The following is a 13877-nucleotide window of genomic DNA, read 5'->3' as shown; positions in this document are numbered from 1 at the left end:
CTGACTCAAATCTCTGAGCCAGTTTTACTAGAGAGAAAGTAGGAAAAACATGGAATTTGCGCAAGATGCTTTTCTGACGGCTATTAAGGCCATCAATCAAATAGAGGCGGGCAGCTTACCCCAGTTGGTAACTGGAATTGATGATAGTGCTCGTGCCGTCATGCTGGCTCAGCTTTTCCAAGCTCGCCCTCGGCCACTCTTGATTGTGGAGCCCATTGCTACCAAGCTAGGACAGTTAGTTGATGATTTAACACAGCTTCTGCCCCAGGTGTCCGTGCAGGCTTTTGTAGTGGAGGAGGCTCTGGCCATTGAATTTGCCTTTGCTTCGGAAGATCAGATGCGGGATCGGATTCAGATCCTTAACCAACTAGCTCACGGCGAGCCTTGTATTGTAGTTACTAATGTGGCTGGTTTACGAAAACAATTGACTCACCCTAATCAATGGCGTCAAGCTCAACATATTCTTGAACTTGGAGATAACTGGGAACGACGCCAGCTAGAAAGTGTCTTGACCGCTTGGGGTTATCATCGGGCTAGCTTGGTAGAACAACCGGGTGAGTTTAGCGTACGCGGGAGTATCATTGACTTCTTCCCAGTATCTGCCGAATATCCGATTCGTTTGGATTTCTTTGATACCGAGCTGGATTCTATTCGGGCCTTTAATGCTGAGACCCAGTCCTCGATTGAAAATCTAGAATCTGTCCAAATCCTGCCAGCTCAAGATGTCTTATTTGGTCTAGAAGCACAACAAGCTCTCTTGCCACGTTTAGAGGATATGAAGGCGCGCGCCCTGAAGAAAGTGAAGGATCAAGAATTAAGAGAGGCCATGGAAGCGGGTCTCAGCAATCAGTTGGATCAGTTGTTCCATGGCGAGCCTCTTAAGTATCCGCATGCCTATCTGAGCTTGGCTCAGGATGACCAAGTGGTGACGATCCTTGATTATTTAGGAGAGCAAGGACTTTTAGTTCTATCAGAATTTGATAAGCTACAGCAACAGGCCCTTCATCTGGTTGAGGAAGATCAGTTTTGGATTGAGCAGGAAACTCAGAAAGGTCTGCTGATACCTGGATTGGCTGTTAAAGCAGATTTTCAATCCTGTGTGCGAGCTTACTCAGGTGCCTTGCTCTATCTGTCGGTCATGAATCGAGGGTTGGGACATCAGTCTTTAGGAGCAGTGCATTCCTTCCAGTATCGCACCCTCAACCCTTTCTTTAACCAAATGCCTCTCGTCAAAACGGAGATGGATCACTGGCTGAAACAAGGCTATACCATTCAAGTAGCTGTAGGGAGTTTGGAACAAGCGCGGAAGGTTGAAGCACTGTTTGAGGAATTTCATATCGGCCCTAGCGTGGTAACGGAAGGGCAAGCCCAAGCCAAGGTTATCAATATCGGAGTAGGAGCTCTATCAAATGGTTTTGAACTACCGGTCTTAAAGTGGGTAGTGGTAACTGAAAAAGAACTCTTCAATAAATTGAAAAAGCGTCAGGCTCGTCAATCTCGCACTAAGCTAACCAATGCTGAACGGATTAAGAGTTACTCGGAATTAGAAGTTGGTGACTATGTAGTCCATGTTCATCATGGGATTGGTCAATTCCGTGGTATGGATACCATTGAAATGAATGGCATTCATAAGGATCTCTTGTCAGTTGTTTATCAAGATGACTCACGCATTCTGATACCAGTTGATCAAATTCATCTGCTACAAAAATATGTCGCCTCAGAAGCCAAGACACCTAAGCTTAACAAGCTAGGGGGCACTGAGTGGGCTAAGACTAAGCGTAAGGTAGCGGCTAAAATAGAAGACATTGCGGATGAATTAATCGCTCTCTATGCTAAGCGAGAACGAGAAGTTGGGTATGCTTTTGGGCCTGATACACCAGAGCAGAGTGAGTTCGAGTCGGCTTTTGCTTATGTAGAAACAGAGGACCAACTCCGGTCCGCAATAGAGATTAAGGCAGATATGGAAAAAAGCAAGCCAATGGACCGCCTACTAGTCGGTGACGTAGGTTACGGCAAGACCGAAGTAGCCATGCGGGCCATTTTCAAGGCGGTCATGGACGGCAAGCAAGTGGCCTTCCTAGTCCCTACTACGATTTTAGCTCAGCAACACTATAATTCTTTGGTTCAGCGTTTTGCTGATTATCCTTTTGAAATTCGGCTGATGAGTCGCTTTGTATCTAAAAAGCAACAAGATCAGACCATCGATGACTTGCTAACGGGGGCCGTGAATATTGTGGTCGGGACTCATCGCTTGGTCTCAAAAGATGTCCAGTTTCAAGACCTAGGCCTATTGATTGTCGATGAGGAGCAACGTTTTGGGGTCAAGCACAAGGAGCGGCTCAAGCAACTCAAGTCACAGGTTGATGTCTTGACTTTGACGGCGACTCCAATTCCCCGTACCTTGCATATGTCGATGATAGGTGTTCGGGACTTGTCCTTGATTGAGACGCCACCCAATAACCGTTTCCCCGTGCAGACCTATGTTATGGAGCGCAACGATGGAGCGATTAAGTCAGGTATTGAGCGCGAACTAGCTCGAGAAGGTCAGGTCTTCTATCTCTATAATCGGGTGGCGACTATTGAGCGTCGGGCCATGGAAATCCAGGCTTTGGTACCAGAGGCTAGGGTAGCTTATGCCCACGGTCAGATGTCGGAGGTGGAATTGGAGACGGTGCTGGTGGACTTTATTCAAGGGGCTTACGATGTCCTGGTGACTACCACCATTATTGAAACAGGGGTTGATATTCCTAATGTTAATACCCTTTTTGTAGAAGATGCGGACCATATGGGGTTATCCACGCTCTACCAATTACGTGGTCGGGTAGGGCGAACCAATCGCGTGGCCTATGCTTATTTGATGTATGAGCCATTTAAGTCACTCAGTGAGGTCAGTGAGAAAAGATTGCAGGCCGTCCGCGAATTTACAGAGTTGGGATCAGGCTTTAAGATTGCCATGCGCGACCTATCTATTCGAGGAGCAGGTAATCTGCTGGGGAAGCAACAATCTGGTTTTATTGATTCAGTCGGTTTTGACCTCTATTCCCAAATGCTCAAAGAAGCTGTTGACATTAAGCGGGGCAAGAAGGTTGGACAGATAGCAAGTCAAGCTAGCAACCAGATTGAATGGCATCTCTTAATCGACGCCTATATTCCAGCCAGCTATATTGCCGATGAACGGCAAAAGATTTCGGTCTATAAGCAAATTCAACAAATCGATTCAGAAGAGGCCTATCGCAATCTGCAAGATCAGTTGATTGACCGCTATGGTGAATTTCCTGATGAAGTGGCGGATTTACTGGAGATTGCTTTGATTAAACATTACGGCCTCGAAGCCGGCATTGTTAAAATTCAGCAGACTCCACGTCATGTCAAGGTCAGCTTCAACCAGGTGGCCTCAGAACAATTACGAGGCGCCAAGCTCTTTGAAGCCTTGTCTGGCATTTCCCAGAAATCCACCGTGTCTCAAGAGGGTTCGCGCCAGGTGATTAGCTTGGATATCCTAGAACAGCCATCCTATGTTTGGCTAGGAGCCCTTAAGCAATTAGCTCGTCAGGTAGCCAGTCTTTTGTTAGACGACACTAGTAAGAATAAGGAGAAGTAAGATGAGATTAGATAAGTATTTAAAGGTTTCGCGTTTGATTAAGCGTCGGACCATTGCCAAAGAAGTGGCGGACCAAGGTCGTATTACCTTGAATGGCCAAGTAGCTAAATCTAGCTCTGCTGTGAAGGTAGGCGATGAGTTGGTGATTCGTTTTGGTAACCGGCTTTTAACCGTGCGTGTGACAGACCTTAAAGAAAACACCAAGAAAGAAGAGGCAAGTAATCTCTACGAAATCTTGGGTGAAGAGCGCCTTAATAATGAAGTTCGTCAAGTAGACGAGTTTCTAGCTTAAAATAGGGCTTGGCTAGGGCTTCAGCTATGCTACCTCAAGCCAAGCTCGCAAAAAAACTTGGAAAAACGACAAGTTTGAATGGAAATTAGGCGCGAATATTGATATACTCAAACTAGGTTTATCATGGAGGTGAAAAGTATGAATTATAAATTAGATCCACAGGAATCTGTTCAGACTTCCTCACCCCGTCAGACAAAGCAACCGCACTCTCACGGACGACGCCTGATCTTTCATGTCATTCTGATTGGAGCTCTTGCTTTTGCAGGGATTCCATTATGGCGGGCTTATCAGGACCAAGTGGCAGCCGAGCAAGCCTACCAAGAGGTTAAGGCGGGCCAGGAACAAGCCGTTGAAGAGAATCGTGAAGTTTTCCAAGCAACTCAACAAATGAAGGATCCTGCCTATCTAGAGGATGTGGCACGACGTGATTATTACTACACCAAGCCAGGTGAGATTATTTTCGAGTTAGGATCTTCGCATCAGGAAGACACCAAGCATCCTTAAGGGATGAGAGTTACTGAATAGAATATAAGGATGAAAGAACTTAAGGGAGGATAAGACATCGTATGTCAATCGAAGTAGGGCAAAAAATCACAGGGAAAGTCACAGGGATCACACACTTTGGGGCTTTTATTAGCTTGCCAGATAATAAAACAGGTTTAGTTCACATTAGTGAGGTTTCAGACGGCTATGTTAAGGAGATTAGCTCCGTCTTAACAGTCGGCCAAGAAGTCGCAGTGAAGGTTCTGTCTATCGCTGACGACGGTAAAATTAGCCTGTCAATTCGTCAAGCCAGTGATCGACCTGCAGAGGCACCCGCTCGGCCTAAACGTGAACGCCAAGAAGGTGCTGCACCACATGGCCAACGTGCCCCACGCTTCAAGAGTCGTCAAGAAGAGGGCGGGAATCGCCCTAATTTCAACAATGCGGGAAATAATAACAGCCGTAAGTTGGATGATTTTGACCAATTAATGAGTAACTTCCTAAAGGACAGCGAAGATCGTCTGTCCTCATTAAGACGTAACACCGAAGGCAAACGCGGCGGTCGTGGCGGCCGACGTAGCTAGGGATGTCTTGCTAACGCGCGATAGTTTTCTTGTCGTGCGCTAATACAGGATATAAGAGCAGCCTTTTAGGCTGCTTTTTGTATCTAAAGGAGAATCTAGATGGAAAAATTAATGCGGGAAGTCAAGGCTCAGCTAGAGTCATGGCCAGCTTGGCTAGAGGCTAAGACGGTGGTCTTAGCTGTATCCGGCGGGGTTGATTCCATGGTCATGCTTAGATTGATGCATGAATTGAATCAGTTGCGACAATATGCTCATCTGCAGTTGGTCGTCGCCCATTTCAATCACAAGTTGCGACCAGAATCAGACAATGAGGCCGTCGCTATTAAGGAAATTGTGGCAGAGTATGGCTGTATTTATTTTGCGACGGAGTGGGGCGAACCGGCTGCCACTAATGTGGAAGCTCAGGCGCGTGACGCCCGTTATCAATTTTTCGCAGAAGTGATTCGGACAACTGAAGCAGATGTTTTGATGACCGCCCATCATCTTAATGATGTGGCTGAGACCTTCTTAATGCGGATGACACGTGGCACCTCCATTCGTGGCTTGCAAGGTATTCGGGGCTGTTATCAGCGCCTGATGAGTGACCCAAGTGGTCATACTGTCATGCCAACCATAATGAGGCCCTTTATTGGGGTGACCAAGGCGGAACTAGAGGCGTATGCTGAGAAGTTCAATGTGACTTATTTTGAAGATGCTTCTAACTACATGGATCACTTTGTACGTAATCGATTCCGTCATACCTATATTCCACAACTGATGCAGGAGAATCCTCAGTTACTACAAAATCTTTTGACCATTCAGCAACAGATTCAAGATTCCTACACCGTCCAGTATGCGGATTATCTGAATCTTGAGCCTCAGCTACTCATGTATTCGACTAATCATTATTGGTTGCTTTATATTCCAGCCTTTCTGGCTTTGCCAGAGGCAAAATTCAATATGTACCTGCGAATTTTCTTTGAGGAACGCCTAATCGAAGATGTGCCCGCTTATAATCGCGATTTAGTAGGTCAATTGCAGCAGATGATGCGTAACCGCCGTGATCCTAATCAACGTTTGCAGTTAGGACATGGTTGGGTAGCAGTCAAACGCTATGATTACGTCCAAATCCTACCAGAAGAGGCGGGGCCAAAAGCTTATTTTGGTCAACGTTTAATCTTAAGTCGACTCAACCACTGGTATGCCCTAGATGGTGGTGCAGAAGCGGGGATTTTTGCAGCTCATCAGGTGTCACCGGAAATGCGTGAAGCGGCTGAAGGTTGGGCAGGCCTACATTTAAGTCAGGCCCAGGAGACGGCGCCACTCAATTTCCAGCTAAGACAGAGACAAGACGGTGACCAAGTTGCAATAAGCGACGAATTAGGTCAAGTCTATCATAAGAAAGTTGGCAGAATCCTCATGGACCTTAAGTTGCCTAGCGATGAGCGAAATCAAATCAAAGTTCTTGTAGATGAAAAAGATGAAATCGTATGGTTGGGGCCAGTTAGCAATTCCCCATTGTCTCGCGGGCCACAAACTGATAAAATAACTCATATATTCCTTTATCGGAAGACACGGCAGTAAGACACTAGATAAAAAGGAGAGAAAGCTCAATGTTAGAGAAAGACATTTTAAAAGTACTAGTAACCCAAGAAGAAATTGCAGAAGCAGTGGCCCGTCTAGGCAAAACCTTAACGGAAGACTACAAAGATAAAGAAGTAGTGGTCGTTGGGATTTTACGAGGGGCAGCAATTTTTATGGCTGACATTATTCGTGCTATGGATTGCTACTTGACCATTGATTTCATGGACGTATCGAGTTATGGTGAAGCCCTCCAGTCATCGGGTGAAGTCAAGATTGTCAAAGACTTAGATACTCGTGTCGAAGGTAAGGATATTCTGATTGTGGAAGATATCATCGATACCGGGCAAACCCTTAAGTACATTGTGGACCTGCTCCACTATCGTAAGGCTAATTCTGTTAAAGTATGTACCCTCTTGGATAAGAAAGAGCGTCGTGTCAACAATATGGAAGCAGATTATGTGGGCTTAGATATTCCCAATGAATTCGTAGTGGGATATGGCTTGGACTATAAACAAGAGTACCGTAACCTTCCTTATATCGGTGTCTTATCACCTGCCGTCTACGAAAGCAAATAGGCCATGTGCCAGACCCTAGACTGTGATCTAGGGTCTTTTGGCGAAAACAAACCTTAAATATTGGTAAAGCCCAGCCTTACAGGGACCTTCCATTAGGACCCTATGGCAAAATATGATAAAATACAAGAATGAACAGAATGATCAAGACAAAGGAGTCGAACAGCATCTATGCAAAACCCAAATCGTAATTCGACGCGGAACATTCTGACATCTATGATGGCATTAGCCATGCTCTTTATGCTCTTCCATGCCCTATCAGGGGCTCTAGGGGGCGGCCAAGTCAAGGAACTCACCCAGAGTGAGTTGATGACAGAGATTGCGGACGGCAAGATTGCCGAGATGGATGTCCAGATTGGTTCCGGTGTTTATAATGTCAAAGGTAAATACAAGACCGGGACAACACGCTCAGAACAAACCAACTTTGTGGCCCTCTTCCAAGGTGGAAGTGAGACTGCCACTCAATTCACCAGCCGAGTGCTAGGTAACGATAGCACGCTTAAGTTATTGACGGAAATAGCGACCCAACAAGGGGTCAAGATGAAGACCTTGGCCGAATCCAATATGGTACTGTGGGCTAATATCCTACCAATGCTACTCTTAATGGGTATGATGGGCTTCTTCCTCTACAACATGTTCCAGAGTGGTGCTGGCGGTGGCGGTATGCGAGGGGCCATGAACTTTGGTAAGTCACGCTCCAAGGATATTTCCAAGCAGAAAGTCAAAGTCCGCTTCAGTGATGTAGCGGGTGCTGAAGAAGAAAAGCAAGAACTGGTAGAGGTAGTAGAATTCCTTAAGGATCCTAAACGTTTCACCAAGTTGGGGGCGCGTATCCCAGCCGGTGTCTTACTGGAGGGCCCTCCAGGGACGGGTAAAACTCTCTTAGCCAAGGCAGTAGCCGGTGAAGCGGGGGTTCCCTTCTTCACCATGTCAGGTTCTGAATTCGTCGAGATGTTCGTCGGGGTCGGGGCTAGCCGGGTACGGGATCTCTTCGAGAATGCTAAAAAGAATGCCCCAGCTATTATCTTCATTGATGAAATTGATGCTGTGGGTCGTCAACGGGGCGCAGGTCTCGGGGGCGGACATGATGAACGTGAACAAACCCTTAACCAATTGCTGGTTGAGATGGACGGTTTCGAAGGGAACGAAGGGGTCATCGTCATTGCGGCGACTAACCGTTCGGATGTTCTCGACCCAGCCCTCTTACGTCCAGGTCGTTTTGACCGTCAGATTTTAGTGGGTAACCCAGATGTTAAGGGGCGGGAACAGATTCTTCAAGTCCATGCCCGTAACAAGAAATTAGAAACAGAAGTTGACCTTAAGGTTGTGGCACAACAAACGCCTGGCTTCTCAGGTGCTGAGTTGGAAAACTTACTGAACGAAGCAGCTTTAGTAGCAGCACGTTTTGACCATAAGGCGATTACCCAAGCGGACATCGCAGAAGCCCATGACCGGGTTATTGCGGGGCCAGCTAAGAAGGATCGTGTGATTTCTGAACAACAACGCCGTACCGTGGCTTACCACGAGGCGGGGCATACCATCATTGGGATGGTCTTAAGTGACGCACGTGTTGTTCATAAGGTGACCATCGTGCCACGCGGACGTGCAGGTGGTTATGCGGTCATGTTACCTCGTGAAGATGCTTATATTGTGACTCGTAAGGAACTCTACGATCAAATGGTAGGGCTCCTGGGTGGTCGTGCTGCCGAAGAGATTGTCTTCAACACTCAATCTACTGGGGCTAGCAATGACTTCCAACAAGCGACTAAGATTGCGCGTAGTATGGTCACTGAATATGGGATGTCTGACCGCTTAGGGCCGGTTCAATACGAAGGCAACCATACCGTCTTCGTTGGTCGTGACTATGGCCAGAAACCTGCTTATTCTGATCAGGTAGCCTATGAGATTGACAACGAAGTGCGTCAATTATTGAACCAAGCTCATGAAGAGGCACACCGCATTATCAATGAGCACCGCGAGCAACTCAACCTGATTGCAGAGAAACTGCTTGAAGTTGAGACCTTAGAAGCGGCGCAAATTGAGTCTCTCTTCAAGACTGGGAAGATGCCTGAGCAAGTAGCAAAGTCTGAAGAAACAGACACTCCTACTTCGGCCGAAAGTCAAGATCAAAAAGCGACTCCTTCACGTGTAGAAGAAGCGCTGGAAGCTGGCGACCGTATCATTGCAGATGACCAAGTGCCGTCTGAACATCATCAAGCCTAATAAGGAAAATCAGACCTCATGGGTCTGATTTTTTTGCCTATTAGCACTAGGCCAAAGACTTGCTAAACTGGTGGGGTCTGATATACTTAGAAACGGAATATAATGACTCCCATTGGGAGATGGAGGAAGCAAACATGTCAGATCAATTATTAACAGCCTTGGCATTCGATGGCCAATTGCGGGTTTTGGTTTTGGATGCTACTGGGGTTGTCCAAGAAGCAGTCAATCGGCACAAAACTTGGCATACCGCAACAGCTGTCTTAGGTCGTACCCTGGTGGGGACCCTTTTACTAGCAGCTAATTCTAAGGGAGACGAACGTTTGCGAGTAGAAATTCTCGGAACGGGACCAGTAGGCCGGATTATTGCGGAAGGAGATGCCTACGGTCATGTACGTGGCTTTGTATCTAATCCGCAGGTGGCCTTAGAACTCAATGCCATTGGCAAGTTAGACGTTGCTAGGGCAGTGGGTATGCCGGGCAATATGGCTGTACGCAAACTCTTAGGTAATAAGGAGCTTTTCGCAGGGCAAGTGCCACTGGTGAGCGGGGAATTGGCAGAAGATTTCACCTATTATATGGCTGTGTCTGAACAAACGGCTTCTTGTATTGGACTCTCTGTCTTGGTTAATCCGGATGAGTCAGTGGCTAAATCTGGTGGTTTTATGATTCAAGTGATGCCTGGGGCCACTGATGAAACCATTGACTTCATTGAAAAACGCATTGCGGATTTAGGCCGTTTCTCCGATCTCTTGGAGTCACAACCAAGCTTAGAGGCTCTATTGGATCTCTTAGTTGGGCATGGTAATTCTGAAGTTCTGTCTAAGAAAGATGTCTCTTTCTATTGCGGTTGCTCTAAGGAAGCCTATGGACACGGTATTCAGTCCTTAGGTCGTAAGGAAATCCAAGCCATGATTGACGAAGATGGTGGGGCGGAAGTAGTTTGCCATTATTGTGAGAACCACTATGACTATAGTGTTCAAGATTTAGAAGCGATTATTGCAGCAGGTGAGGCTGCAGGTCAGCAAGCAGAAACAGAGGAGGTATAATTTGTTCAAGATTAGAGAGATTGAGATTCCAAATCCAGTCGTGGTCGCGCCCATGGCGGGCGTATCGAATGCAGCTTTTCGGACCATTGTGAAACAATTTGGTGCAGGACTAGTTGTTTGCGAGATGATTAGTGACAAGGGGATTCAGTTCCGTAATGACAAGACCCTGAGCATGCTACACATTGAACCAAATGAGTATCCTCTCAGCATTCAAATTATGGGAGGCAACAAAGAAACTTTGGTAGAGGCGGCTAAATATGTTGCTGAAAACACTGAGTGTGCCATTATTGATATAAATATGGGTTGCCCTGTTAACAAGGTCATTAAGGCAGAAGCAGGGGCGCGTTGGCTCTTAGACCCGAACAAGGTTTATGAAATGGTGGCAGCAGTAGTGGATGCCGTTCAAAAGCCAGTCACAGTAAAAATGCGCACGGGCTGGGATGATGAACATCTTTACGCCATTGAAAATGCCTTAGCAGCTGAACGCGCAGGTGCTTCCATGGTGGCCATGCACGGCCGGACCCGGGTACAGATGTATGAAGGCAAGGCCAACTGGGATATTTTGGCGCAAGTTAAGAAAGAACTCAAAACCATTCCTTTTGTTGGAAATGGGGATGTTAGAACGCCTGAAGAACTCAAATACTTGCTTGATACGACGGGTGTAGATGGTGTCATGGTGGGGCGTGCAGCTCTGGGCAATCCATGGGTTATTCAGCAGATGGTCCACTATGTTGAGACCGGTGAACTCTTGCCGCCAATGACGGCGAGACAGAAAATTGATACGGCCATCGACCATCTAGAACGCTTGGTAGACCTCAAGGGTGATCGGACCGCAACGCGAGAATTTCGGACCCAAGCTCATTACTATCTTAAAGGTATTCCGCGTTCTTCTAAGGTTAAGGTAGCGGTCAATGAGACTGAAGATCCAACTGTTGTGAAGCAACTTCTACGTGACTTTGTAGATCAGGTGGAAGAACGTGAAGCTAAAGAATTAGCGCGCAAGGCTAGCCAAGAGACGGTAGTCGAAGCTTAGTCCTTGTATGTAGATAAAAAAATAGGCTGAGACTTTTGTCTCAGCCTATTTTTTGTCTGCCTTAACGCGGTAAGGCGAAGTAGAGGGTTAGAGCCAACAGCCCGATAATCATGCCGATGATGATGTTGAGGGTGCGCTCGGATAGATGAATGCCCTCATATAGATTGGTGCGTCTGGGTGAAGTTTTGCCTACCTCAGGCTTGTTTTCGGTGGACTCTTGGGTGGTCATTGCGTGCCTCCTAGTGTTGATAAAGCAAGGCAAGCCCCAGAGGAACTTGCCTAAAGGAGATACCCTTCGATAATAGCCTATTGGCCGTTGAAGGCTTGGTAAGGAATACGTACAGCGACTTGAGTGTCGTCGTACTTGTAGTCAGTGCCGTCTAAGAAGTCTTTGCCTTGACCTGCATTGTAAGAGAGTGCGAAGACAGCTTTAGCCATCCCTTCGGCATCTTGTTTTACAGTACCAGTCATAATACCACGTGCAATAAGGTCTACTGCTTCTTCAGTCGCATCTACCCCAAATACAGGAATCTTCTTGTCAGCTTTAGCATCAGTGTTAAAACCAGCGCCTTGGAGGGCAGCAATAGCACCAGAAGCCATTGAGTCGTTGTTAGAGATGATGACGTCGATGTTGTCGGCGTCTTTAGCTAACCAAGCGTCAGTTGCAGTTTTTGCTTTGTCTGGGTCCCAGTTAGCAACTTGGTCACCTAATTTGTTCACTTCAATCTTAGCTTCGGTTAAAGTATCAACAGCGTATTTTGTACGAGCGATTGCTTCTGGGTTTTCTGGGTCACCGATTAACATAACGTAATCTAATTTGCCGTTACCATTGCGGTCATATTTCTTGTCAGATTTCCAGAGTTCCGCAATCATCTTACCTTGGATAATCCCAGCTTCTTTAGCGGTTGTCCCAACGAAACGAGCTTTGTCGTAAGCTTTAACAACGTCAGTTGCTGGTTCACGGTTGAAGAGCACGAGTGGAATATTCGCGTCTTTAGCTTTTTGAACGACTGCTTCTGCTGCCCCGGTGTCTACCACGTTAATCAAGAGGATATCCACGCCCTTTTGAATCATGACATCGATTTGGTCATTTTGTTTAGCTTGGTCGTTTTGAGAGTCATTGACGATGAGTTCAACGTTGGAATGCTCTTTGGCGATTTTTTCAAGCGCTACACGTACAGAAGACATATAAGCGTCATCGTATTTGTAGAAAGCTACCCCAATTTTGATGTTCTTATCTTCGGCTTGAACTTTAGGGCTGAGGCTAGGAACTAGCGCTAAGCAGAATAGGCAGAAGATGGCGCACCATGTAATGACTTTTTTCATAAAGATCGACTCCTTTAAGGATTTTATTTTGTTGAATTGAGTATAACACGGCGTGTAAAACGATTACATTGATTTTTTTACACTCCAGGTTAGAAAATTTACGGTCTTATTTGCGCTTGATGTATTTACGTACGTCGATTGCTACCGCCAAGATAATGATCAAGCCCTTGATGATGTATTGGTAGTTAGGGTTAACACCCACATAAGCCAAACCGTAGTTGATGAATTGGAGAATGATGGCCCCGATAATAACCCCAGGAATGGTCCCAATCCCACCGGAGAAGGAGACACCCCCGATAACGGAAGCAGAGATGGCATCGAGGTCGTAGTTAAGACCGGTGTTAGAGGTAGTAGACCCTACCCGAGCAGCTTCCAGATAGCCAGCTAAGCCATAGAGAATCCCTGAAATCAGGAAAATGATGAGAATATTCTTAACGATATTAACCCCGGAAACTTCAGCAGCTTCGATGTTGCCCCCGATAGCATACATGTTCTTACCAAGTTGGGTTTTATTCCAGATAATCCACATGATGACGCAGACGACAATGGCGTAGAAGACTACATAAGGGATTTGAATATCTTTGGTAAAGTTGACGGTGCCGTTAACTAAATTACGGTAGCGGTCGTCAAAGTTAGCAATCGGTTGTGCGCCCCCTGCTTGTTGTTGTTGATAAATCAAGGCAATCCCGTAAGCTACTAATTGAGTCCCTAAGGTAATAATGAAGGCGTGGACTTTAAGAACAGCTACCCCAAAACCGTTAATCAAACCGAAGATCCCGCCGACTACAATAACGATAATGAGTGGCAACCAGAGTGGTAATTGAGGTAAATCGGGATACATACGCGAAGCGTAGGTAGTTGATTGAAGGAGGGAGGCAGCAATCAGGGAAGTTAAACCCAAGACGCGGCCGGCAGACAAGTCTGTCCCGCCTAAGATGATAAGCCCGGCAGCCCCGCAGGCCATAATGATCCGAGTGGAGGCTTGAGCCAAGATGTTAATGAAGTTTTTTGGTGAAACAAAAGAAGTATCCATCGAAATAATGATGGCGATTAAAGCAGCAAGCACAATATAAAGAGAAAAGTCTAATAATAGCTCGCGCGGTGTTTTATTGGTGAAGCGTAGTTTTTTACTTAGTTCCATAGAGACATCCTCC

The 13877-nt window shown here is 46.4% G+C and carries 12 protein-coding genes; 9 read left to right on the top strand and 3 right to left on the bottom strand.

What is annotated here, in order from left to right; all coding sequences use genetic code 11:
* The first annotated feature begins 49 nt into the window (after window positions 1-49).
* The 9 genes from mfd to dusB all read left to right on the top strand — a co-directional run bounded on the left by mfd (window position 50) and on the right by dusB (window position 11397).
* The gene (mfd, locus tag RWO08_RS06775) at window positions 50-3601 is read left to right on the top strand and encodes a transcription-repair coupling factor (protein WP_314211591.1); all 3552 of its coding nucleotides are present in this window, start codon (window positions 50-52) and stop codon (window positions 3599-3601) included.
* A gap of 1 nt (window position 3602) precedes the next feature.
* Window positions 3603-3893, top strand: coding sequence for an RNA-binding S4 domain-containing protein (locus RWO08_RS06770; protein WP_070756651.1), 291 nt, complete (start codon window positions 3603-3605; stop codon window positions 3891-3893).
* Window positions 3894-4031: 138 nt separating this feature from the next.
* Window positions 4032-4397: a septum formation initiator family protein gene (locus RWO08_RS06765; RefSeq protein ID WP_035364954.1), complete on the top strand. Its 366-nt coding sequence runs from the start codon at window positions 4032-4034 to the stop codon at window positions 4395-4397.
* A 62-nt stretch (window positions 4398-4459) separates the two neighbouring features.
* The gene (locus tag RWO08_RS06760; protein ID WP_023392482.1) at window positions 4460-4960 is read left to right on the top strand and encodes a S1 domain-containing RNA-binding protein; all 501 of its coding nucleotides are present in this window, start codon (window positions 4460-4462) and stop codon (window positions 4958-4960) included.
* Window positions 4961-5059: 99 nt separating this feature from the next.
* Window positions 5060-6523, top strand: a complete 1464-nt coding sequence (gene tilS, locus RWO08_RS06755; RefSeq protein ID WP_314063688.1) for a tRNA lysidine(34) synthetase TilS — start codon at window positions 5060-5062, stop codon at window positions 6521-6523.
* Window positions 6524-6552: 29 nt separating this feature from the next.
* Entirely contained in the window at window positions 6553-7098 is a 546-nt protein-coding gene (hpt, locus tag RWO08_RS06750; RefSeq protein ID WP_070756641.1) for a hypoxanthine phosphoribosyltransferase, read from the top strand.
* 168 nt (window positions 7099-7266) lie between these two features.
* Window positions 7267-9318 carry an ATP-dependent zinc metalloprotease FtsH gene (gene ftsH / locus RWO08_RS06745; RefSeq protein WP_070756639.1) on the top strand — a complete coding sequence of 684 codons (2052 nt, stop codon included), beginning with the start codon at window positions 7267-7269 and terminating at the stop codon, window positions 9316-9318.
* Window positions 9319-9452: 134 nt separating this feature from the next.
* Window positions 9453-10364 (top strand): Hsp33 family molecular chaperone HslO, encoded by a 912-nt coding sequence (gene hslO / locus RWO08_RS06740; protein WP_314211590.1) that lies wholly within the window; start codon window positions 9453-9455, stop codon window positions 10362-10364.
* A 1-nt stretch (window position 10365) separates the two neighbouring features.
* Window positions 10366-11397 (top strand): tRNA dihydrouridine synthase DusB, encoded by a 1032-nt coding sequence (dusB, locus tag RWO08_RS06735; protein WP_314211589.1) that lies wholly within the window; start codon window positions 10366-10368, stop codon window positions 11395-11397.
* Window positions 11398-11458: 61 nt separating this feature from the next.
* On the opposite strand, the gene RWO08_RS06730 is transcribed toward dusB, so the two are convergent.
* The 3 genes from RWO08_RS06730 to mglC all read right to left on the bottom strand — a co-directional run bounded on the left by RWO08_RS06730 (window position 11459) and on the right by mglC (window position 13864).
* Window positions 11459-11626, bottom strand: a complete 168-nt coding sequence (locus tag RWO08_RS06730) for a hypothetical protein (protein WP_180363304.1) — start codon at window positions 11624-11626, stop codon at window positions 11459-11461.
* A gap of 77 nt (window positions 11627-11703) precedes the next feature.
* The gene (locus RWO08_RS06725) at window positions 11704-12723 is read right to left on the bottom strand and encodes a galactose ABC transporter substrate-binding protein (RefSeq protein ID WP_314211588.1); all 1020 of its coding nucleotides are present in this window, start codon (window positions 12721-12723) and stop codon (window positions 11704-11706) included.
* A 106-nt stretch (window positions 12724-12829) separates the two neighbouring features.
* The gene (gene mglC / locus RWO08_RS06720) at window positions 12830-13864 is read right to left on the bottom strand and encodes a galactose/methyl galactoside ABC transporter permease MglC (protein ID WP_070756632.1); all 1035 of its coding nucleotides are present in this window, start codon (window positions 13862-13864) and stop codon (window positions 12830-12832) included.
* Window positions 13865-13877: the final 13 nt, after the last annotated feature.

The organism is uncultured Abiotrophia sp., assembly GCF_963520105.1.
Classification (GTDB): Bacteria; Bacillota; Bacilli; order Lactobacillales; family Aerococcaceae; genus Abiotrophia.
The sequence above is the reverse complement of the archived record's forward strand: the minus strand, read 5'-3'. Positions and strand labels throughout refer to the sequence as shown.

Excerpts from the sequence above, each read along its gene's own strand:
- ftsH (WP_070756639.1), top strand. The coding sequence starts at position 7,267 with ATGCAAAACCCAAATCGTAATTCGACGCGGAACATTCTGACATCTATG.
- hpt (WP_070756641.1), top strand. The coding sequence starts at position 6,553 with ATGTTAGAGAAAGACATTTTAAAAGTACTAGTAACCCAAGAAGAAATT.
- RWO08_RS06730 (WP_180363304.1), bottom strand. The coding sequence starts at position 11,626 with ATGACCACCCAAGAGTCCACCGAAAACAAGCCTGAGGTAGGCAAAACT.
- RWO08_RS06725 (WP_314211588.1), bottom strand. The coding sequence starts at position 12,723 with ATGAAAAAAGTCATTACATGGTGCGCCATCTTCTGCCTATTCTGCTTA.
- RWO08_RS06770 (WP_070756651.1), top strand. The coding sequence starts at position 3,603 with ATGAGATTAGATAAGTATTTAAAGGTTTCGCGTTTGATTAAGCGTCGG.
- hslO (WP_314211590.1), top strand. The coding sequence starts at position 9,453 with ATGTCAGATCAATTATTAACAGCCTTGGCATTCGATGGCCAATTGCGG.
- RWO08_RS06760 (WP_023392482.1), top strand. The coding sequence starts at position 4,460 with ATGTCAATCGAAGTAGGGCAAAAAATCACAGGGAAAGTCACAGGGATC.
- mglC (WP_070756632.1), bottom strand. The coding sequence starts at position 13,864 with ATGGAACTAAGTAAAAAACTACGCTTCACCAATAAAACACCGCGCGAG.
- RWO08_RS06765 (WP_035364954.1), top strand. The coding sequence starts at position 4,032 with ATGAATTATAAATTAGATCCACAGGAATCTGTTCAGACTTCCTCACCC.
- tilS (WP_314063688.1), top strand. The coding sequence starts at position 5,060 with ATGGAAAAATTAATGCGGGAAGTCAAGGCTCAGCTAGAGTCATGGCCA.
- mfd (WP_314211591.1), top strand. The coding sequence starts at position 50 with ATGGAATTTGCGCAAGATGCTTTTCTGACGGCTATTAAGGCCATCAAT.